Origin of the sequence: Actinoplanes sp. NPDC051513 (assembly GCF_044454685.1) — a bacterium.
GTDB lineage: Bacteria > Actinomycetota > Actinomycetes > Mycobacteriales > Micromonosporaceae > Actinoplanes.
In genome coordinates, this window is the sequence record NZ_JBITDW010000006.1 from 114499 (window position 1) to 135154 (window position 20656).

The following is a 20656-nucleotide window of genomic DNA, read 5'->3' on the forward strand; positions in this document are numbered from 1 at the left end:
GTGCGGGCGGGGGGGGGGGGCCGGCGGCGGGGGCCACCGGGCCCCCAACTCCCCGCCCCCCCCCCCCGCGGGGGGGGCGCCCCCCATTTAGGGGGCCCCCCCCCCACTCGGGGCCGGAGAGTGGGCGCCTGCCCACTTCAAGTGGGCAAGCGCCCACTCCAGGGGCAAGCGCCCACGCAGGGCAAAGGCGGCGGGCAACTCGTCAAACGGTCACGTCGACCAGGCCGCCCTTGTTGCCGCGGGACTGCAGCTCCCGCCGGGCCGCCTTCTGTGCCCGGGCGATCGCGTCATTGTCCTGGTCGACGGCGCGGGCCGCGGTGTCCCGGGCGGCGGTGTCCGCGTCGAGCCGCCGCTGGTATCGAAGGAGCTCCGTGCGGGCGTTGGAGCCCACTCCACTGATGGCCATCTCCTGTCCCCCTTTGCTGGGTAGCGATTCCGTTGCCGGTCACTATCGGCACGGTTGCCCGCCGCATGTGAACTCTCCGGCTGCGAATCCCGTCACGGCTCGAGGTCGACGCCCACCGCGTAGTGATCCGACGGATAGACCCCTTCGAACGGACGGTCACCGGCCACGAACGCCCCATGCACCGGCACCTGTTGTCCGGGCCGTCCGGGCCGCGCCAGCACATGATCGATCCGCCGGTCCAGCAGATGCGGCGCGTCGCTCGGCGCGTAGGGCACGGCCGAATCGAACGTCACGGCGCCGGGATCGGCGCCGGCCGCCGACCACAGATCGACCATCGACTCCAGCAAGGGGGCAAGCGGAGGCTGGTCGGTGGTCGCGTTCAGGTCGGCGAGCAAGAGTACGGGCAGAGCACCGTCGAGCCGCTTGTCGGTCGCTATCGCGGCCAGTTCGCGGCATTGCGCCAAACGGTCCTGCTCGTGCCGCTCGTCCGGTTCGCTGCCGGACACGATCACGTGCAGCGGCCCGCGCGGATGGTCGAGGGTGGCGAGCAGCGCGACCGGAACGGGGCCGCCCTTCTCCGGATTGGGGAGCGAGTGCGATTCGACGGCCACGATCGGCCAGCGACTCAGCAGTCCCACGCCGAATCCGATGCCGGGCTCCTCGGCGTACGTGATCGGGGGAACGGACGACGGCGCCCAAGCGGCAAACATGCCGCCAGGGCCCGCCAATCGGTGGGGTTGATCGGTTCCCTCGCCCGACCAGCTCTCGACGAGGCCGAGCACATCCGGCCGGTACGCCTCGAGGGTGGCGAAAATGCTCTCCTCGCGCTCCCGCCAGTTGCCGCCGAAACGCCACCACACATTCCAGACCATCACGCGCATCGATACAAAATACTCAGGCGTTCTGCCAGAGCCCGATCAGGTTGCCCTCGGTGTCGTGGAAGTACGCGCTGAATCCCATGGTCCCGACCGGTTGCCGGCCGATTGCTACCTTGCCGCCGAGCTTCTCGATCCGGGCGAGCGCGTCGTCGAGGTCGTCGACGCCGACCGTGATGACCGGCGCGGTGATCGGCCCCTGGCGGTGGAGCATGCCGCCGTTGATGGCGCCGGGCTCGACGGGGCGGCCCTGCTCGTCGGTCGCCGTGGTGGAGACCATCGTGTACTGGTATTGCGGCATCGAGTCGAGCGACCACCCGAACGCCTCGCGATAGAACGTCGTGGCCCGCTCGCCGTCGTCGAACGGCACCTCGAAATGGACGACCTTGTCCATGACTGACCTCCCAGTTTGGCTGTCTCCGGCAGACTAGGCCGCCGGACGCGACGGGCAGAAGTCACCGAAAGGTCCGAGCAGGTGCCGGGACGCCCCTTCCCCACGAGGGGCGCCCCGGGGAGAGATCAGCTGCGGTAGACGCCGAACTCCCACAATGAGTAGCCGTACGCGGTCGCCCGGCCTGTCCCGTTGACCCGGACATACCGGCCCGAGCCGGAGATGTTCAGGTCGTCGAAGCCGCCGTCGCCGCCGGCCGTCGAGTAGATCGACGTCCAATTGGATCCGTCGGTGGAGGTCTGCACCTGGTAGCCGGTCGCGTACGCCGCCTCCCAGGCCAGCTGCAAGTGATTGAACGACTGGGTCGATCCGAGGTCGACCTGCAGCCACGCGGTGTCGACCCACTCGCTCGCCCAGCGCGTTCCGTAGTTGCCGTCGGTCGCGTACTGCGGCAACTGCGGCCCGTTGGTCCCGGTCGGCTGGTACGTCGACGCCGTGGTGGTCTTACCCTTCGAAAGGTTGGTCCCCGGCACGGTCGGTGGCACCACCCGGATCGACTTCTGCTCGATGCCGACGTTGCCCTGGCCGTCGAAGGCGTACACGTACACCTTCCACACGCCCATCTGCTGCGGCGCCTTCGCCGTGAACGAGCCGTTCCCGTTGTCGACGAACGAGACGTTCGTCAGGCCGGTTCCGCCGCTGATGTATTTGTCGGAGTACATCAGGTTGTAGCGGATCAGATCGCCCTGCGGATCGCTCGCCGCGACGTTGACCGTGAACGTCCCGCCGGCCGGCACCGAGGTCTGGCCCGACACCGACATCGAGGAGATGACCGGCGGCGTATTCGCCGCTGCCTGTCCCGAATAGGCCTGGGAGAGCGAGTAGTAGCCGAGTCGCCGCCACCCGCCGGTGAACGTGTTCAGCCAGACCCCGCCGAAGTCGTTCTCCAGTCCGTAGTGGAACTCGGTCACGCCCAGCGCCACGGCCGGGTGCGCATTGATGGCGGCGACGCTGTTCGCGTACCCATCGCGCTTCTGGATATCGGTGGGCTCGGTCGGCACCCCGTTCACGTCGTTGGGCACCTCCCATTCGCCGGCCGGGCCGCCCTCGGTGACGATGTACGGCTTCGTGTATCCGCCGGCCACCCAGTCGTTGTAGACGTTGCCGATCGCGCCGTACGAGTTCACGGCCAGCAGGTCCAGATCCGGCGCGTACTGCTTGTAGTACGGCCACGCGCCGGTATAGGCGTCGGTCGACGTCACCGGGTGATTCGGGTCGGCCGCGTGGATCGCCTGCGCCACCTGGTTCACGAATTTCGCGTACCCGACCCGGCGCGCCTCGACCTCGGCCGCGGACAGACCGTGGTCCTGCATGGTGAGGATGACCTCGTTGCCGACGTCCCACATCAGCACGCCCGGGTTGTTCTTCAGCGTGTTGACCCGGTTCACGATCTCGGACTTCACCGAGTTCATGTAGGCGGTGTCGTTCACGTAGTCGGCGCCCTGGTTCAGCCAGTGCCCGACGACCACCTTGATGCCCTGCTGCGCCGCCCGGTTGAGCAGCGCCGGCGTATTGGCGTCGTCCACTCCCCAGATCCGGATCGTATTGACGCCCATGTTCTTCAGATCGCGCATGTAGCCGTCGGCGGCGGCTTGCGGCGGCCCGTAGGTGATCCCCTTGATCCGGTACGGCGCGCCGCCGACCTGGAGCTGCCAGTTGCCCTGCGTGCCGGTCACCTTCACCACGCTCGGCCCGCCCGGAGTGGCCGGATCGGTCATCGCCGCCGGCGTCGTCCCGGTCGCTCGCGACACGCTGACGGAGTCGACGCTGAGCACCCCGCCCGAGGTCGTCTCGGCCGTCGGCGTGGTGCGGCCGGCGATCGCGTTCGGCAGCGACCCGCCGATCCCGAGGTCGAACCGCAGGAAGAACCCGTGGTGGACGGCCGCGTTCCAGGCCGTGACCCCGACCTGCGACTCGCGGACCACCCAGGTCTGCCGCCCGTCCAGGTAGAACCGGATCTCCTCGTCGGTCCGGGTCCGGTCGATCACCTGGGCGTACTCGTGGTACCCGGTCTGGCAGCCCGTGCAGCTGGCCAGCCCGGAGGCCCGGCCGTTGTACTCCGCGCACGGGCCGTCGGGCGCCGTGCCGCAGTGCAGCGTCTGCGACAACTGACTACGACCATTGACGTCCGTCATGATGTCGGTCTCGCCGACACCCGGCCAGTTGTTGTAGTTCCCGCGATACGCCGCGCCGGTGGCCCGGAACCCCGGCCAGTACCCGAGCCCGTTCGCCACATCGGGTTGCTTGAGGACGGCACTGAATTTCGTGAGCGTCCCGGCGAGGGGCTCGAAGTCGGTCCGCTGCGTCTCGATCCGCCCCGACGTCCAGTTGCCCGCGCCGTCGCGAATGGCCTTGATGTTCAGCTTTCCGGCGCCATCGAGAGAGACGTTGGCCGTGCTCGCCGAGGCCGTTTCCACCTCGCCGGTGCCCCAGTTCGCCGCTCCGCCCGGATAGGACGTTCCCGTCCGCAGCAGCCAGTTCGCGCCCGAGGGCGAGGTGTTGGCCGCCCCGTCGAAGGTGTCCTGCCAGACCGTCGTGAAGTCGCCCGGCACCTGCGTGGGCGGGGTCGTGGGCGGCGTGGTCGGTGTGGTCGTGCCGCCGCCACCGGTGAAGATCTTGAACTCCCACAGCGAGTAGCCGTAGCCGCCGGGACGCTGGGTGCCGTACATCCGCACGTACCGGCCGGTGCCACTGACGGTGAGCGTCTCGGTGCCTCCGGCGCCGGTGGTGGTGGAGTAGATCGAGGTCCAGGCGTTGCCGTCGGGCGAGGTCTGGATCTGGTACGCCTTGCCGTACGCGCCCTCCCACTGCAGGACGACCTGGCAGATCGCCTGCGATGAGCCCAAGTCCACGCTGATCCACTGCGGGTCGCTGAACTGGCTGGACCACCGCGTGCCGGCGTTCCCGTCGGTGGCGTACGCCGCCGCCACGTCCGCGCCTTCCTGCGAGGACGCGGTGGTCGTCCGGCCCTGCGCCGCGTTGGTGGTCCCGCACGCGGCCGGCGTGGTTCCGGTCGAGCCGTAGACCTTGAACTCCCACAGCGAGTAGCCGTACCCGCCGGGGCGCTGGGTGCCGTACATCCGCACGTACCGCCCGCTGCCATTGACGGTGAGCGTCTCGGTGCCTCCGGCGCCGGTGGTGGTGGAGTAGATGCTGGTCCAGGCGTTGCCGTCCGGCGAGGTCTGGATCTGGTACGCCTTGCCGTACGCGCTCTCCCACTGCAGCACCACGGAGGTGATCGTCGCGGTGGCGCCGAGGTCGACACGGATCCACTGCGGATCACTGAACTGACTGGACCAGCGCGTGCCGGCGTTGCCGTCGGTCGCGTACGCCGCCGCCACGTCCGCGCCTTCCTGGGACGAGGCCGTCGTGGGCTTGCCCTGCGAGAGAAGGGTGTCCGCGGCATGCGCGCCGAGCTGCGCCACCGCGACGTAGGCGACGATGATCGCCGTGACAAGGAGGGGGATGAGGCGCCGCCGGACGTGGCGAGGCGGCGAGGAAGCCGTGTTCACGGATAACTCCCGGGGATAGAGGCTCGCGCTCGGGGAAAGCGCTCTCCGTCATTCCGCGCAGTGTTACGCCCGCTTTTCAACCGTGTCAATAGAAGTCCGCGGTTCCGGTCCGTACGCCCCCTTCAATCCACGCAAATACACCGCTCCCATTGACATCCGCCGTCGCATGGCGGCAGAGTTGACGAAGGTTTGGAGAGCGCTCTCCAACCTCTGAATGTGGCCGGCGGCCCGCACCCCGTCGCCGGCCACATTCACGTCGCCGGCCACATTCACGTCGCCGGCCACATTCACAAGGTCATGAGGCCGGATTGGTAGGCGAGGACGACGAGCTGCGCCCGGTCGCGGGCGTGCAGCTTGGTCATGGCGCGGTTGACGTGCGTCTTCGCGGTTGTCGGGCTGATCGTCATGCGGGCCGCGATCTCGTCGTTGGACAGGCCCTGCGCGACCAGCGCGACGGCCTCGCGTTCGCGATTGGTCAGCGCGCTCAGTGCGGCGCCGGGGCTCGCGTGCGGGGGCTGGGTGACGTACCGGTCGATCAGCTTGCGGGTGATCGACGGGGCGAGCAGCGCGTCACCGCGGGCGGCGACGCGGATGGCGTGCAGGAAGTCCTCCGGCTCGATGTCCTTGACCAGGAAACCGGCCGCGCCGGCCCGCAGCGCGTTGAAGACGTACTCGTCGAGGCCGTAGTTGGTCAGGATGACGACGTGCACGCCGGCCAGGGCCGGGTCCGCCGCGATCCGCCGGGTCGCCTCGATGCCGTCGACGACCGGCATCTGGATGTCGAGGAGCGCGATGTCCGGCAGGTGTTGCCGGGCCAGCGCGACGCCGTCGCTGCCGTTGGCCGCCTCGGCCACCACCTCGATGTCGTCCTCGACGTCGAGCAGCGCGCGGAATCCACTGCGGATGAGCGGCTGGTCGTCGACCAGCAGGACACGGATCACGACGTACGGTCCACGGGAAGCTCGGCGTGGACGCTGAAGCCGCCCTCACTGCGCGGTTCGGCACGGAGTCGCCCGCCCAGGGCCGTGACCCGCTCGCGCATGCCGAGCAGGCCGACTCCGGGCACCGCCTCGAACGAGGGCGTGGCCTGGCCGTCGTCATCGACCCGGATCCCCACCGCGTCGGGACGGTAATCGATCCGGACCGAGGCGGAGGCGGCCGCGGCGTGCCTGGTGATATTGGTCAGCGACTCCTGCACGATCCGGTACGCGGTCCGGTCCACCGCGGCCGGCACGTCGGTGCGGCGACCCTCGATCGTCAGGGTCGCGTCGAGGCCGGTCGTGCGGGCCCGTTCCACCAGGTCGGGGACGTGGTCGAGCCCGTACGGCGCGGACCTTTCGTCGTCGCGCAGCGCCTCGAGAGTCGCGCGCAGCTCGCGGGAAGCCTCGCGGCCGGCGTCGCGGATCGCCAGCAACCCTTCCGGCACTTCCTCGCCTCGCTTCCGGGCCAGGTGCACGGCGGCCTCGGCCTGAATTTTGATCACCGAGATCTGATGGGTGAGCGAGTCGTGCAACTCCCGGGCGATGTGCAGCCGCTCCTCGTCGGCGCGGCGCAGCGCGCTCTCCTCGCGGGTGCGTTCGGCCTCGTCCGCGCGGCGCTCGGCCTGGCGCAACGCCTCGCCGGCCGCGCCGGCCGCGATCAGCCAGGCCAGCTCGAGGACGCTCCTGGCCTGCGCGAACGCCTCGGCCGCCGGCAGACCCGAGAGCATGGCCGCGAGGGGGAGGGCGACCAGCATGACCACGCTCGCCACGACGGTGGCGAGACGACGCCCCGCCCGCATCGCCGCGTACACCGCGACCAGGTACGCGACCGCGAACACGTCGAAACCGGCCGCCTGATACCCCAGCGCGCACAACCCGGCGACGACCAGGACGGTGACCGGGGCACGGCGGCGCGCGGCCAGGGCCAGCCCGCCGGCCGCCAGCAACACGTAGCCGAGCAACCCGGCCCCGGTGGGCGGCCGGTGTTCGGCCGACCCGGTGACCACCAGGATCGCCGCTACCCCGGTGGCGATGAGCCAGTCGCCGACGCTGATGCGTGCCCTGCTCATGCGTGCACCCTAACCGGGAGGCGCCGCCGGGCGAGTCGTGCGAGCGACGCAGTCCGCATACCGCGCCCGCGGTACTTCCTCGCCTGCTACGGCACTCGCGGCAGGGCGAAGTGTCCGCGCCGGCACGACGTCCGGCGGCGGTCCGGCGGACAGGATCGGTGACATCCGATTCCGGAGAGAAGAGGGGATTCTCATGTCCGTCCATCACCTGATCGCCGCATCGACCGTCGATGCGCACGCCCTGACCGGCGATCGCATCGTGGCAACCTCCGCCGTCCTGGTGACGCTGGCCGGCGCCGTCCTGGGCGGCCTGGCCCTGGCCCGCGGCAACCGCCGTGCAGCGACGGCCGCCCTGGTGGCGGGGGTGATCGGCATGGTCACGGGCGGGATCGTGGTGGTCACGGCCGACGGTGGGCCCGGCACCGGCAACGGCGTGGTCGGTGGCTACGTGGCGCTGGTGATCGGGCTCGTCGCCGCCGTCCTGGGCGGGCTGGCGGGGGCCCGCCGCCGAAAGAGTCTCCGGCGCGATGTCGAGGCCGCCCTTACGTTGCCCGAACACTGACGGGCGACCGCCCCGGGCATGATGGAGCGGTGACCGACGCCCCCGCCAAGGGTCTGATCCTCGTCGTCGAGGACGAGCGCCCGATCGCCGACCTGGTGCGGCTCTATCTGAGCCGGGACGGCTTCGGCGTGCACGTCGAGCACGACGGCACGGCGGGCCTGGCCGCCGCGCGGCGGCTGCGGCCGGTGGCCTGCATCCTCGACATCGCGCTTCCGGGCATGGAAGGGACCGAGATCGTACGCCGTTTGCGTGCGGACGGTGACTGGACGCCCGTCATCTTCCTCACCGCCCGTGACGACGAGGTGGACCGGATTCTGGGCCTCGAGATGGGCGGCGACGACTACGTCACCAAGCCGTTCAGCCCGCGGGAGCTGGTCACCCGGGTGAAGGCGCTGCTGCGGCGCGCGGCCGGCCCGCAGGGCGGGGAACAGGCGAAGACGCTCGGGCCGGTCACCCTCGATCCCGCCCGCCGGCAGGTGACCGTCGACGGCGTCCCGCTGTCGCTGACCCCGACCGAGTTCGACCTGCTCGGCCACCTGCTGAAAAGGCCGGGCCGGGTCTTCACCCGCGAGGAGCTGCTGGCCGGCGTCTGGGGCTACGCGTCGGCCGCCGGCACCCGTACGGTCGACGTGCACGTCGCCCAGGTGCGCGCCAAGCTGGGCGGCGCGGCATCGTTGATCCGTACGGTGCGCGGCGTCGGCTACACCGCCGATGCGTGACTTCTTCCGCACCCTGACCGGCCGGGTCGTGCTGGTCACGGCCGCGACCGCGGTGGTCGCCGTGATCGTGACGACTCTGGTCGCGGTGCCGGTGGCGATCCGCTCGGTGAACACGCAGATCCGCGCCGAGCTCGTCGAGCAGAGCAAGATCGCGGTCGAGCTGCTCACCACCGAGAAGCAGGCGGCGCGCGAGCGCATCGTCATGGACCTGCGCGGCGAGGACGTCGAGGTCTACCTGGTCCGCCGCGGCGTGGTCGACCGCTCCGGCCTGCCACCGCGGGTGGTGCAGCAGGTCGCCTCGGGATCGCAGGTCAACACGCGCGCCCCGGTGGACGGCCGCCCGTCGTTCATCGTCGGCCAGCCGCTGAGCGGCCAGCGCAGCGGCGTGATCCTCACCCGCCCGGTCGCCACCGGGACCGCCGCCCGAGTGCTCGGGAGCACGTGGATCGCGATCCTCGCCGGTCTTCTGGGCGGCATCCTGGCGGGCGCGCTGCTGGCGCAGTTCATCGCGCGCCCGATCCGGCTGGCCGCGGGCGCGGCCGCACGTCTCTCCGCCGGGGACAGATCCGTGCGCATCCCGCTGCGCGGATCGGCCGAGGCCGTCGACCTCGCCGACGCCATCAACCAGCTCGCTACCGCTTTGCAGATCTCCGAGGGGCGTGAGCGGGACTTCCTCTTGTCGGTCTCGCATGAGCTCCGCACGCCGTTGGCCACGATCAGGGGGTACGCCGAAGCGCTGGCCGACGGTGTGGTGGTGGACGAGGGCGCCGCCAAGGCCGGGTCCACCATGCTCGCCGAGGCCGAGCGCCTGGACCGCCTGATCTCCGACCTCCTGGTGCTGTCCCGCCTCGAAGCCGCCGACCTGCCGCTCGACGTCGTCGGGGTCGACCTCGCCGAACTGGTCCGCGCGGCCGGGGACGCGTGGGCGGCCCGCTGCGGTCCCGACGGGCCGCTGCTGCGGGTGCAGCTGCCGGCGACGCCGCTCATGGTCGAGACCGACCCGGGCCGGATCCGGCAGGTGCTCGACGGGCTCTGCGAGAACGCGTTGCGCGTCGTCCCGGCGGGCGCGCCGCTGGTGCTGGCCGTGCACGCCGGCCCGGATGCCGCGGTGATCGAGGTGCGCGACGGCGGTCCCGGCTTCACCGACGAGGACCTCGAGGTGGCCTTCCAGCGCGGCGCGCTCAACCGCCGCTACCGGGGCATCCGCAAGGTCGGCAGCGGCCTCGGACTGGCCCTGGCCGCGCGGCTGGTGGCCCGGCTCGGCGGCCGGATCACCGCCGGCCACGCCCCCGAGGGCGGCGCGATGTTCACCGTGGAACTGCCTTACGCATCCCGAACATTGCCCTGACGAACGCTTCGCGTACGGCGGGAAGCATCTTCGCCATGAGACGAACCCTCTTGGCTCTCGGCCTCGCCGGCGTGCTGGCCGTCGCCGGCTGCGGCATCGGCGGCGGCAGCGCGACCACCACCCCCTCCGACATCGCGGACGAGGCGATCGCGCTCCAGCAGGTCGGCTTCGAGACCGGCCTGGCCGACAACCCGTCCGCGGCGGCCGACGCCGGCAGCGGCGACGCCCCGCGCAAGGCGCTGCGCAAGTACCTGCGCCGGAACACCCTGCACGGCGAGGTCACCATCCAGACCAAGAAGCAGGGCGCGAAGACCGTCGTGGTCCAGCGCGGCTCGGTCACCGCGGTCGCGGCCGACAAGATCACCGTAAAGTCTACCGACGGCTTCACGCTGACCTGGGCGTACGGCGACAAGCTGCGGGTCGTGCAGGACAAGAAGACCGTCGAGACGTCCGCGATCAAGACCGGCGCGGAGATCGGCATCGCCGGTACCAAGGACGGCGACCTCACCAGCGCGCGTCTGATCGCGATCAAGTAGTGGGTGCCGCGGCCCGTCTCCCCCGGGACGGGCCGCGGCGCACGGGAATGCCTATTGAAGGAACTCGCCCAGCGGGGAGAGCAGCAGCTTCCCCAGGTCGGCCGAGACCCGGTCGAGGTGGGCACGCTCCTTGTCGGTGGCCGACATGTCGTGCCGCATGCCCCACAGCTTCTGCGCGTTGCGCCAGGCGACGTTGCGCGTGTATTCGACCGCCTCGCCCTGCCACCAGTCGTCGAGCCGGCCGTTCATCGTGTCGATCAGCAGCTGCCATTTGTCGAGGTAGCCGCGACGCAGGCCCGGGATCGCCTCCGCGAAGATCTCGTTGATCTGCAGGTAGTCGTGGTGCTGGTCGCTGTCGTCGATCGGGTCGGAGCCCAGGTGGTCGAACGTGGTCACCAGCGCGAACGGCAGATCGAAGTTGATGTGCGCGTTCACCCCCGCGCACGCGGCGGGCAGCGGACGGCAGTCGGGGCCGGGGACCCGGATGAACAACCCGGACCAGACGCGCGGGCAGTGCGGGCTGGCGTCGGGGCCGGCCCAGGCGCGCAGCGCGTCGAAGTACCGCGCCGCGAACTCGACATCGAGCCGGGAGAGGAACGCCGGGTCCTGGAACTTGCCGCCGTAGAGGCGCTCCAGCACGCTCTCGGTGATCCTCAGGTACAGCTTGTTGAAGTCGCACAGCGGATTCTCCGCCAGCAGGGGCGGCACCCGGCCCAGAATGTCTTGCAGCTTCGTCAGCTGGTCGACCACTGCGGGCACGTCGTCGGGGTGCGATTGCAGCAGGTCGTACATCTCCTGCCGCACCGGACCCCAGACCGACTGAGTCATCGGTTTCCTCCAGGCGCTGATCACTCGGAGGGCCCCCTAGCACCGCCCGACGGCGGTGGCCGCCGGGCGGTGCTCCCCCGTAGGGGAAGCTTTCCACCGGCGAGCTACGCAGGGATCGGTAGAAGTACGTATTCCGCGCGCGTAGATAACGAAAAGGTCACGCCGCGGTGAGGAAGACCCGGCTGGCCTGCACTCTTGTGCGTACCTGCAGCTTGTCGAAGATGTGTCCGACGTGTACGCCCACCGTTCGCTCGCTGATGAACAGCCGCTCGCCGATCTCACGGTTGGTCAGGCCCTCGGCGACCGCGGCGAGTACCTCGCGCTCGCGCTGGGTCAGCACCGAGAGCCCGTCGTCCTGCTCGTCGGGCATGGTCATCGGCACGGTGTCGACGTCGTCGGCCAACGCCACCTTGAAGCGCTGCGCGGTCGAGACGATCTCGGCGGCGAACGGGCGCGCGCCCATCGAGATCGCCGTCGCGTACGCCTCCCGGAGAGCGAGAATCGCCTGGGCCTTGCGGCTCTTGCGGGTCAGCGCCGCCTCGGCCCGGCGCAACCGGGCGTAGGCGGCGGGATAGGGCTGGTTGCGGCGGTCCCACGTCGCCGAGGCGCGCAGCCACGGCTCGGGGTCGTGCCGTTCGTCGACCCGGCTGATCTCGGCGTGGCACAGGTCGATGTAGCCGTCGATCACCGCGCGCACCGGGGTCGCGGCGCGGCCCACACCCTCGGCCATGCGGTCGACGACGGTGCGCAGGCGGCGGATCGCGCCCGGGTCGACCGGCTCGCCGGCCGCGCGCGCCTCGGCCTCGGCCCGCAGGCCGTGCCAGGCCAGCACGCCGAGCAGCACCAGGTCGTCGGAGCGGGTCTCGGTGAGTCCACGCTGGACCGCGGCGCGGGCCTGGGCGTGCCGGCCCTGCCACATCGCCAGGCCGGCGCGCAGGGTCAGCATCGGCAGCACGTGCCGGGCGCCGCCGCCGGCCAGCAGCGTGGCCACGGCGTCGAGGTCGCGCTGGGCGGCGTCGACGTCGCCGAAGCCGACCCAGAGGCGGCAGCGGGCCAGCAGCAGCTCGACCGCGTCGGCGCCGGACGGCCGATGGGCCATCGCGGCCTCGAGCACCTGGTCGGCCTCGGCCCATTGACCGACCCGGAACAGGCCGTTGCCGGCGATCGCCAGCAGGCGGGTCTGGTAGGTGCGGCCGGCCCCCAGGGAGGCCAGCCGTTCAGCGCCCCGTCGGGCGACCAGTACCCCCTCCTCGACGTTGTTGAGCGGGCCGGCCAGCAGTTCGGCCAGGTGCAGGTAGGCCACGCCCAGGTCGTCGGGGTGGCCGGAGCGTTCGGCGATGTCGACCGCGTGCCGGATCACCGCGAGGCCGGCGTCGGGGTCCTCGCGGAAGGCCGAGCTGAAGCCGAGGGCGGCGCTCGCGCGTACGAGATCTTGGGTCGATCCCACGGCGGCCTGGTCGAGGGCCTCGGTCGCGCGCTCGTAGGCGTCCGCGTAACGGCCCAGGTGCAGCAGCAGCTCGGCGAGGTTGGCCGCGGCCGAGACACGCTGCTGCGGGGTGCAGTCGGGCGAGCGCAGGGCCAGCTCGTACTCCACCTCGGCGGTGGCCGAGCGGCCGGCGGCGGCCAGGTAGCGGGCGCGGCGCAGGTGCAGGTCGCACTCGCCGGGCGCCTCGGGGTGGCGGGCCAGCTCGGACAGCCGGTCGAGGGCGCGCTGGTGCTCGCCGCAGCGGTGGGCCGACTCGGCGGCGTGCGCCAGCAGCTCGGTGCGTTCGGGGGCATCGTCGCTGATCAGGTCGAGCGCCAGGGACCAGTAACGGTGCGCCTCGGTGTACCCGTACAGCTTCTCGGCGCTTCTTGCGGCCGCGACCACCGACGGCAGTGCGCGAGCCGGTTCGCCGGCCTTCTGCCAATGATGGGCGAGACGGGCGTGATCGACCGTGCCCACCGCTTCCAGGGCCTCGGCGTAACGGCGGTGCAGGGCCGCGGCCTCGGCCGCCAGCACCTCGGCCTCGAGGATCTCGGCGACCAGGCGGTGCCGCAGGCGGTAACCCTCGGCCGCGCTGGCCACGAACCGGTGCGCCACGGCGGCCCGGATCGCCTCGATGAGTTCGTCTTCGGCCAGTTTCGTCACCTTGGCCAGCACGTTGTGGTCGACCGGCTCGACACCGGCCGCGACCGCGTGGACCACCGCGTGCGCGTTCGCCGGGAGCTCGTCCACCCGGGACAGGAAGATCTCGCGCAGCGTGTCGGACAGCTCGACCCGGCCGTCGCGCAGGTCGCGGGCGAGCTCTTCGACCACGAACGGGTTGCCGCCGGAACGCTTGAAGACGCGGTCGGAGTCTTCCGGCTCGATGCCGCCGGCGATCGCGTTGACCAGCTCGAGCGTCTGCTCACGGTCGAGCGGGGACAGGTCGACCACCTTGACCGAGCGCAGCCGGCGCAGCTCGGCCAGGACCCGGCGCAGCGGGTGGGCGCCGTGCAACGCCTCGGCGCGCACCGCGGCCAGCACCGACAGGCGGATGCCACCCAGGCCCGCGAGCAGGTAGAGCAGCAGCTGCCGGGTGCTGCGGTCGGCCCACTGCAGGTCGTCGAGGACCAGCAAGAGGTGCTTGTCGCCGGCCACCGCGCGCAGGTCGCGGCTCACCTGCTCGAGCAGCGCGTCGGCGCCGGCGGCCTGGTCCCACTGCTGGAGATCTGGCTGATACTGCCGCAAGGCCTGAAGAACCGGATGCAAAGGGGACGCATCGCCAATATCGAGGCAGGTTCCGGACAGGACGGAGTAACCCGCGTCACCCATCGCCCGGGCGGTCTCTCGCAGCAGCCGGCTCTTGCCGACACCGCTCTCGCCGGTGACGAACACCGCCGCTGTACCACCAGGGCCGACGTTGCGCAGGTCGGACTGGACGTCGGCAAGCGTGTCGGTGCGCCCGACAAGCGGACCGTCGTCCCCCTCGTCGCTGGCCATGCAGGGCAGCCTAATGCGAATCGACCTAGCACGTTCTCGTCGGTTCGGTCTGTTCTGCGTCACAAAAATGACGTGGGCGCCCTCTGTCAGAGATACGTCGTTCTGACGATCCAGAAGTGGACGGCGGCTGGCACCGTTCACCACCGGGGCAAGCAATGAGGTTTGTTCGCGACCGACCGCAAGTCTGCAGCAAGGGCGGGATGGCGACGTCGTCTCCACCGTCGCGAACAAACCTCATTTGATCTGGGGGAGTGTGAGACATGACCGCGATCGCTATGGCGGAGCAGGAGCGGCGTCAGACCGTAACGGTGTTGTTCATCGACATCGTGGGTTTTACCTCACTAATAGATGATCTTGACTGTTCGATCGTCCGGGTCCTGCAACGGGACTACTTCTCGACGGTGTGCGACATCGTCCGCCGTGGGGGCGGCGTGGTGGAGAAGTACGTGGGCGACGCGGTCATGGCGGTGTTCGGCGCCGGGCCCGAGGGGTTCGGTCCAGAGGCGGCCGCTTCGGCGGTGCGGGTGGGCCTGTCGGTTCAGGAGGCGTTGAGGGGGCAGCTCCTGGCCGGCAGGTTCGCTGTACGTACCCGGGTCGGGCTCGCGACCGGCGACGTGATCGTCGATCTCGCGGCCACCCGGGAGTTCGGGCACGGGATGGTCAGCGGCAGCGTGGTCTCGACGGCCGCGCGGCTGCAGGCGTACGCGCCGCATGACACCGTCGTGGTGTGCGCGGCGACCCAGGCGGTCACCGACGAGCTGATCGCCTACCAGGAGTTGCCGCCGGTCCGGGTGGCCGGCAAGCCGTACCCGCTCGACCTGTGGCGCGCGCTGCAGCCGCAGCGGGTCCCGGCCGGCAAGCGGCAACTCTGTGGGGTGGGCGCCGAGTAGGGCGCTCGGCGTCCACCCTTCGTAGGGTGTCGTGGCTCACCGCCTGGGGTATATGCGGCTATTATCCGGGAGCTTTGCGGCGGCCCCTCGGCTCGGTGCCGAAGAACTGTCGGAGGGTCCCGGTAGGCTCGCCGCGAATTGACCACCTAGGGCCGATGGGATGTGCCACCTCGTGACCGCGGAAATCCTGTACGGGGCTGACGACCTCACGCACCTCGAGGGGCTTGACGCCGTCCGGAAACGCCCGGGCATGTACATCGGCTCCACCGACAGCCGCGGCGTCAACCATCTGGCCAACGAGATCATCGACAACTCCACCGACGAGGGTGTGGCCGGGCACGCCACCACGGTGGCCGTGATCCTGCACGCCGACGGCTCGGTCCAGGTCGACGACGACGGCCGCGGCATCCCGACCGACATCAACGCGAAATCCGGCCTCAACGGCGTCGAGCTCGTGCTGACCCGCCTGCACGCCGGCGGCAAGTTCGGCGGCTCGGGCTACAAGACCTCCGGCGGCCTGCACGGCGTCGGCGCCTCCGCGGTCAACGCCCTGGCCCTGCGTTTTGACGTGACGGTGAAACGCGACGGCAAGGTCCACGAGATCTCCTTCCACCGCGGCTCCCCCGGCGTCTTCGACGGCCCCGGCCCGACCTCGCGTTTTCATCCCGAGTCCGGCCTGCGCGTCGCCCGCAAGATGAAGCGCGGCGAGCGCGGCGGCACCTCGATCCGGTACTGGTACGACGCCCGCTACTTCGAGACCGGCGCCCGGCTCGACGCCGAGGCCGTGCGGGCCAAGCTGCGCAACACGGCGTTCCTGGTCCCCGGCGTGGTGTACACGTTGCGCGACGAGACGGCCGAAGAGCCGGTCACCGAGACCTTCCACTTCCCGCGCGGGCTCACCGACATGGTCGAGTTCCTCACCCACGCGGGCGACAAGCCAGTGTCCGGCATCCTCATGGTCACCGGCGAGGGGACGTACAAGGAGAACGCCGCCGACGCCAACGGCGTCATGCAGTCCAACGTCGAGCGCCGCGCCGAGATCGAGGTCGCCTTCCGCTGGGGCACGGGGTACGACCGCACCGTCGAGTGCTTCGCCAACACGATCCGCAACGTGCACGGCGGCACGCACCGTAAGGGATTCGAGCGGGCGCTGGTACGTGCGCTGACCGAGGCCATCCGCAACACCCGCGGCCTGCTGCGCCCCAAGGAAGACCCGCCGGTCCTCGACGACCTGCTCGAGGGCATGACCGCCGTGATCCACGTGCGGGTGCCCGAGCCGCAGTTCACCTCGCAGACCAAGGACGAGCTGTCCACCGCCGGCGTCACCCGGGTCGTGCAGGCGCTCATCGAGTCGTACATCAAAGAGTGGGTCGACGGGCGGCGCACCAAGTCCGAGGCGCGCACCGTCCTGCAGAAGGTGGTCGACGCCGCCCGCGTACGCCTCACCCAGAAGCAGCAGAAAGACGCGGCCCGCCGCAAGACCGCCCTCGAGGGCGCGTCGATGCCGCCCAAACTGGTCGACTGCCGGGCCACCGGCATCGCCCGCTCCGAGCTGTACATCGTCGAGGGCGACAGCGCGCTCGGCACCGCCCGGATGGCCCGCTCCTCGGAATACCAGGCGCTGCTGCCGATCCGCGGCAAGATCCTGAACGTGCAGAAGGCGTCGCTCCAGCAGGTGCTCGACAATGCCGAGTGCTCGGCGATCGTGCAGGTGCTGGGGGCCGGCTCGGGCCGCACCTTCGAGCTGAGCGCGATGCGCTACGGCCGCGTCATGATCATGGCGGACGCCGACGTCGACGGGTCACACATCCGCACGCTGCTGATCACCCTGTTCGCGAAGTACATGCGACCGGTGATCGAGGAAGGCCGGCTGTTCGCCGCCATGCCGCCGCTGCACAAGGTGGTCACCAAGGGGCGCAACTCCGAGACCATCTTCACGTACACCCAGCAGGAGATGGAAGCGACCGTCGCCCGCTTCGAGCGCGGCGGCAAGGCGGTGCAGAAACCGGTGCCCCGGTTCAAGGGCCTCGGTGAGATGGACGCCGACGAGCTGTGGGACACCACGATGAACCCGGCCACCCGCACCGTCCGGCGTATCACGCTCGACGACGCCGAACGCGCCGAGGCCACCCTCGAGCTGCTGATGGGCGAGCGGGTCGAGCCGCGGAAGAACTGGCTGATCGAGGCGGCGGGCCGCATCGACCAAGAGACGATCGACGCCTGAGAGGTCGCAGCTTCATGGCACGCCGTAAGAGCACCGACAAGCGGGTCGACCTGTCCGCGTTCGACCAGGCCGGCGCCCACGTCATCGACAACCCCCTGAGCACCGAGGTCGAAGACTCGTACCTCGAGTACGCGTACTCGGTCATCCACTCGCGCGCCCTGCCCGACGCGCGCGACGGCCTCAAGCCCGTGCACCGGCGCATCCTCTGGTCGATGTCCGAGCAGGGCCACCGCCCCGACCGGGCGTACGTGAAGTCGGCGCGCGTCGTCGGCGACGTCATGGGTAAGTACCACCCGCATGGTGATGTCGCTATTTACGATGCTTTAGTCCGTTTGGCGCAAGATTTCTCGCTGAATGCCCCGCTCATCGACGGGCACGGAAATTTTGGAAGCCCGGACGATGGACCGGCAGCGGCGCGTTACACCGAGGCGCGCATGTCGAACGAGGCGATGCTGCTGGTCGGCGAGCTCGGCGAGGGCACGGTCGACTTCAAGCCGACCTACGACGGCTCCGACCTCGAGCCCAAGGTGCTGCCGGCGGCGTTCCCCAACCTGCTGGTCAACGGCACCTCCGGCATCGCGGTCGGCATGGCGACCAACATGATCCCGCACAACCTCGGCGAGGTCGTGGCGGCCGCCCGGCGCCTGATCACCCACCCCGAAGCCGATCTCGACGAGCTGATGCGCTTCGTGCCCGGCCCCGACCTGCCCACCGGCGGCCAGCTGCTCGGGCTCGACGAGGTGCGCCGGGCCTATGAGACCGGCCGCGGCGTGGTGCGCATGCGGGCCCGGGCCCAGACCGGCCCGCTCGAGGGCGGACGCGGCAAGCAGGCGATCACCGTGACCGAGCTGCCCTACGGCATCGGCACCGAGAAGATCATCGAGGCCATCACCGACGAGGTGAAGGGCAAGTTGATCGTCTCCGGGCCGAAGCGCGGGCAGCGGCAGGCCGCCCGGCTGACCGGCATCTCCGACGTCAAGGACCTCACCGACCGCGAGCACGGCACCCGTCTCGTGATCGAGTGCAAGGTCGGCGTCAACCCGCAGGCCCTGCTCGCCGACCTCTACCGCCTGACCCCGCTGGAAAGCTCGTTCGGCATCAACAACCTGGTGCTGCTCGACGGGCAGCCGCAGACCCTGGGGCTCAAGGCGCTGCTCGAGGTCTTCGTCCAGCACCGGTACGACGTGGTCACCCGGCGCACACAGTTCCGCCGCACCAAGCGGCAGGACCGCCTGCACCTGGTCGACGGCCTGCTCATCGCCCTGATCGACATCGACCGGGTGGTCGCGATCATCCGGGGCAGCGACGACGCGGCCGCCGCCAAGACGGCTCTCATGGCCGAATTCGGGCTCAGCGACATCCAGGCGACGTACATCCTGGACACCCCGCTGCGGCGGCTCACCCGCTTCGACCGCATCGAGCTCGAGACCGAGCAGGAACGGCTGCGCAACGAGATCGCCGAGCTGTCCCGCATCCTCGACAACGAAGACGTGCTCAAGCAGGTCGTCTCCGACGAACTGGCCGCGGTGGCCGCGCAGTTCGGGTCCGCGCGCCGCACCACGCTGATCGGCGGCGACCTCAAGGAGGTCCTGGCCGCCTCGGCGCCGGCCGGCCCGCTCGAGGTCGCCGACGACCCCTGCCAGGTGATCCTCTCGGCCACCGGCCTGATCGCCCGCACGGCCGCCGAGAGCGAGGAGGCGCCCGAGGCGTCGCGCCGCCGCTCCGGCCGCGTCAAGCACGACGCCGTCCGGTCGGTGATCCACTCGACGGCCCGCGGCCGCGTCCTGCTGGTCACCAACCGCGGCCGCGCCTTCAAGACCGACGTGCTGACGCTGCCGGTCCTGCCCGAGCAGTCCGGCACGGTCTCGCTGCGCGGCGGCATGTCGGCGTCCGAGATCGTGCCGCTCGAGAAGGGCGAGAGGGTGGTCGGCATCGCGCCGCTCGCCGACGGCTCGCCCGGCATCGCGATGGGCACCCGCCACGGCGTGGTCAAGGTGTGCTCGCCGGAGTGGCCGGTCCGCTCCGACGAGTTCGAGGTGATCGCGCTCAAGGACGGCGACGAGGTCCTCCAGGCCACCTGGCTGACCGACGGCAACGAGTCGCTGGCGTTCGTCAGCTCCGATGCGTCGATGCTGCGCTTCTCGGCCAAGACGGTGCGCCCGCAGGGCCTCAAGGGCGGTGGCATGGCCGGCATCAACCTGGCGGCCGACGCCGAGGTCGTCTCGTTCAACGTGGTGAACACGACCGACGCCGAGCACGGCGAGCCCATGGTCGTCACCTCCACCGGCACCCAGGTGAAGGTGACGCCGTTCGCGCAGTACCCGGCGAAGGGTCGCGCGACCGGCGGCGTCCGCGTCCAGCGCTTCCTCAAGGGCGAGTCGCGCCTGGCGGTGGCGTGGGTCGGCCCCCGCCCGATCGGGGCCAGCAGCACCGGCGACCCGGTCGAGCTCCCCGACCCCGACAACCGCCGCGACGGCTCCGGCGCCGCGGTCATCATGGGCCCCCAGATCATCGGCCACCTTATCGAGCGAGGTTGACACCCGGGCGATACCTGAGGACACACCGCCGGTACTTGAGAACGATGCGGCCGGGCACCGGCCCCAGCGATCTTTGGCCGCATGGTGATCCTTCTCAGCGACCCCCGGGTGTGGGCCGTGCCGGTGCGGGATGCCGGCGTTCCGTTTGTCCGCCTCGGCGCGGAGTTCGGGGCGGCGCGCGCCTGGGTGCGCGCCGACCTCGCCGAACGCCTGAGCTGGGCAAACGAGGCGCTGCCCGCCGGGTTGTCGCTGCGGGTGGTGGAGGGGCATCGCGAGCTCGCGCGGCAGGTGCAGATCATCGACACGTACGCGGAGGAGCTGCGCGCCGCCGATCCTGGGGTGACCGACGCTGAGCTGCGCCGGCTGACCAGCCGGTTCGTGGCGCCGGTCGAGGTGGCGCCGCACGTGGCCGGCGCGGCCGTCGATCTGACGCTCGCCGGTGCGGACGGGGACCTCGACATGGGCACGCCCATCGACGCGACGCCGGAGGAGTCAGGTGGGGCCTGCTACTTCGCGGCCGGCAACGTGGGGGAGGCTGCGCGGGCCAACCGGATGCTGCTCGGCCGCGTCCTCGGCGGCGCGGGGCTGGTGAACTATCCGACCGAGTGGTGGCACTGGAGCTACGGCGACCGGTACTGGGCGCTGATGACCGGGGCGCCGGCGGCGCTGCACGGGCCGGTGGGCGAGCGGGTGGCCGCGTGCGCGTGACGGCCCCGCCGGCCCCGGCCCGGGATGTCCCGGCCAGGGACATCC

The 20656-nt window shown here is 70.7% G+C and carries 16 protein-coding genes; 8 read left to right on the plus strand and 8 right to left on the minus strand.

Annotation, left to right across the window (positions count from 1 at the left end; all coding sequences use genetic code 11):
• Nucleotides 1-202 precede the first annotated feature (202 nt).
• The 6 genes from ACIA5D_RS20970 to ACIA5D_RS20995 form a co-directional block, all read right to left on the minus strand.
• Nucleotides 203-406, minus strand: coding sequence for a hypothetical protein (locus ACIA5D_RS20970; RefSeq protein WP_396031803.1), 204 nt, complete (start codon nt 404-406; stop codon nt 203-205).
• Nucleotides 407-498: 92 nt separating this feature from the next.
• Entirely contained in the window at nt 499-1287 is a 789-nt protein-coding gene (locus ACIA5D_RS20975) for an endonuclease/exonuclease/phosphatase family protein (RefSeq protein ID WP_396031804.1), read from the minus strand.
• Between the two features lie 13 nt (nt 1288-1300).
• Nucleotides 1301-1675 carry a VOC family protein gene (locus ACIA5D_RS20980; protein WP_396031805.1) on the minus strand — a complete coding sequence of 125 codons (375 nt, stop codon included), beginning with the start codon at nt 1673-1675 and terminating at the stop codon, nt 1301-1303.
• A gap of 125 nt (nt 1676-1800) precedes the next feature.
• Complete coding sequence (locus ACIA5D_RS20985) at nt 1801-5244, minus strand: discoidin domain-containing protein (RefSeq protein WP_396031806.1); 3444 nt, start codon at nt 5242-5244, stop codon at nt 1801-1803.
• A 287-nt stretch (nt 5245-5531) separates the two neighbouring features.
• The gene (locus ACIA5D_RS20990) at nt 5532-6185 is read right to left on the minus strand and encodes a response regulator (protein ID WP_396031807.1); all 654 of its coding nucleotides are present in this window, start codon (nt 6183-6185) and stop codon (nt 5532-5534) included.
• Complete coding sequence (locus tag ACIA5D_RS20995; RefSeq protein WP_396031808.1) at nt 6182-7294, minus strand: sensor histidine kinase; 1113 nt, start codon at nt 7292-7294, stop codon at nt 6182-6184. Before ACIA5D_RS20995 ends, ACIA5D_RS20990 begins: the two co-directional genes overlap by 4 nt.
• Nucleotides 7295-7487: 193 nt before the next feature.
• Here ACIA5D_RS20995 and ACIA5D_RS21000 point away from each other — a divergent pair, with 193 nt between their 5' ends.
• From ACIA5D_RS21000 to ACIA5D_RS21015, 4 genes are read left to right on the plus strand one after another with little or no spacing between them, the layout of a single operon-like run.
• Complete coding sequence (locus tag ACIA5D_RS21000; protein ID WP_396031810.1) at nt 7488-7856, plus strand: DUF6223 family protein; 369 nt, start codon at nt 7488-7490, stop codon at nt 7854-7856.
• A 29-nt stretch (nt 7857-7885) separates the two neighbouring features.
• Nucleotides 7886-8575 carry a response regulator transcription factor gene (locus ACIA5D_RS21005; RefSeq protein WP_396031811.1) on the plus strand — a complete coding sequence of 230 codons (690 nt, stop codon included), beginning with the start codon at nt 7886-7888 and terminating at the stop codon, nt 8573-8575.
• Nucleotides 8568-9923: a sensor histidine kinase gene (locus ACIA5D_RS21010; RefSeq protein WP_396031812.1), complete on the plus strand. Its 1356-nt coding sequence runs from the start codon at nt 8568-8570 to the stop codon at nt 9921-9923. The genes ACIA5D_RS21005 and ACIA5D_RS21010 overlap by 8 nt, the downstream gene beginning before the upstream one ends.
• 35 nt (nt 9924-9958) lie before the next feature.
• Nucleotides 9959-10459, plus strand: a complete 501-nt coding sequence (locus tag ACIA5D_RS21015; RefSeq protein WP_396031814.1) for a hypothetical protein — start codon at nt 9959-9961, stop codon at nt 10457-10459.
• A gap of 51 nt (nt 10460-10510) precedes the next feature.
• Here the strand turns inward: ACIA5D_RS21015 and ACIA5D_RS21020 are convergent, their stop codons facing one another.
• Both ACIA5D_RS21020 and ACIA5D_RS21025 read right to left on the minus strand, forming a co-directional pair.
• Nucleotides 10511-11287, minus strand: a complete 777-nt coding sequence (locus ACIA5D_RS21020) for a DUF5995 family protein (protein WP_396031815.1) — start codon at nt 11285-11287, stop codon at nt 10511-10513.
• A 157-nt stretch (nt 11288-11444) separates the two neighbouring features.
• A complete protein-coding gene (locus ACIA5D_RS21025) occupies nt 11445-14252 on the minus strand; it encodes an AAA family ATPase (RefSeq protein ID WP_396031816.1) in 2808 nt (935 codons plus the stop codon).
• Between the two features lie 260 nt (nt 14253-14512).
• Here ACIA5D_RS21025 and ACIA5D_RS21030 point away from each other — a divergent pair, with 260 nt between their 5' ends.
• The 4 genes from ACIA5D_RS21030 (at nt 14513) to ACIA5D_RS21045 (ending at nt 20611) form a co-directional block, all read left to right on the plus strand.
• The gene (locus ACIA5D_RS21030) at nt 14513-15142 is read left to right on the plus strand and encodes an adenylate/guanylate cyclase domain-containing protein (RefSeq protein ID WP_396031817.1); all 630 of its coding nucleotides are present in this window, start codon (nt 14513-14515) and stop codon (nt 15140-15142) included.
• Nucleotides 15143-15302: 160 nt separating this feature from the next.
• Nucleotides 15303-17366, plus strand: coding sequence for a type IIA DNA topoisomerase subunit B (locus ACIA5D_RS21035; protein ID WP_396031818.1), 2064 nt, complete (start codon nt 15303-15305; stop codon nt 17364-17366).
• A 14-nt stretch (nt 17367-17380) separates the two neighbouring features.
• Nucleotides 17381-19903, plus strand: a complete 2523-nt coding sequence (locus tag ACIA5D_RS21040) for a DNA topoisomerase (ATP-hydrolyzing) subunit A (protein WP_396031819.1) — start codon at nt 17381-17383, stop codon at nt 19901-19903.
• A gap of 81 nt (nt 19904-19984) precedes the next feature.
• Nucleotides 19985-20611, plus strand: a complete 627-nt coding sequence (locus ACIA5D_RS21045) for a M15 family metallopeptidase (protein WP_396031820.1) — start codon at nt 19985-19987, stop codon at nt 20609-20611.
• The last annotated feature ends 45 nt before the right edge of the window (nt 20612-20656 follow it).

What these genes read in the sequence shown, in the direction of transcription:
- ACIA5D_RS21015 (WP_396031814.1), top strand. Translation starts at nt 9,959, where the DNA reads ATGAGACGAACCCTCTTGGCTCTCGGCCTCGCCGGCGTGCTGGCCGTC.
- ACIA5D_RS21035 (WP_396031818.1), top strand. Translation starts at nt 15,303, where the DNA reads ATGTGCCACCTCGTGACCGCGGAAATCCTGTACGGGGCTGACGACCTC.
- ACIA5D_RS20970 (WP_396031803.1), bottom strand. Translation starts at nt 406, where the DNA reads ATGGCCATCAGTGGAGTGGGCTCCAACGCCCGCACGGAGCTCCTTCGA.
- ACIA5D_RS21010 (WP_396031812.1), top strand. Translation starts at nt 8,568, where the DNA reads ATGCGTGACTTCTTCCGCACCCTGACCGGCCGGGTCGTGCTGGTCACG.
- ACIA5D_RS20995 (WP_396031808.1), bottom strand. Translation starts at nt 7,294, where the DNA reads ATGAGCAGGGCACGCATCAGCGTCGGCGACTGGCTCATCGCCACCGGG.
- ACIA5D_RS21030 (WP_396031817.1), top strand. Translation starts at nt 14,513, where the DNA reads ATGACCGCGATCGCTATGGCGGAGCAGGAGCGGCGTCAGACCGTAACG.
- ACIA5D_RS21000 (WP_396031810.1), top strand. Translation starts at nt 7,488, where the DNA reads ATGTCCGTCCATCACCTGATCGCCGCATCGACCGTCGATGCGCACGCC.
- ACIA5D_RS21025 (WP_396031816.1), bottom strand. Translation starts at nt 14,252, where the DNA reads ATGGCCAGCGACGAGGGGGACGACGGTCCGCTTGTCGGGCGCACCGAC.
- ACIA5D_RS20975 (WP_396031804.1), bottom strand. Translation starts at nt 1,287, where the DNA reads ATGCGCGTGATGGTCTGGAATGTGTGGTGGCGTTTCGGCGGCAACTGG.
- ACIA5D_RS21045 (WP_396031820.1), top strand. Translation starts at nt 19,985, where the DNA reads ATGGTGATCCTTCTCAGCGACCCCCGGGTGTGGGCCGTGCCGGTGCGG.
- ACIA5D_RS21040 (WP_396031819.1), top strand. Translation starts at nt 17,381, where the DNA reads ATGGCACGCCGTAAGAGCACCGACAAGCGGGTCGACCTGTCCGCGTTC.
- ACIA5D_RS21020 (WP_396031815.1), bottom strand. Translation starts at nt 11,287, where the DNA reads ATGACTCAGTCGGTCTGGGGTCCGGTGCGGCAGGAGATGTACGACCTG.
- ACIA5D_RS20980 (WP_396031805.1), bottom strand. Translation starts at nt 1,675, where the DNA reads ATGGACAAGGTCGTCCATTTCGAGGTGCCGTTCGACGACGGCGAGCGG.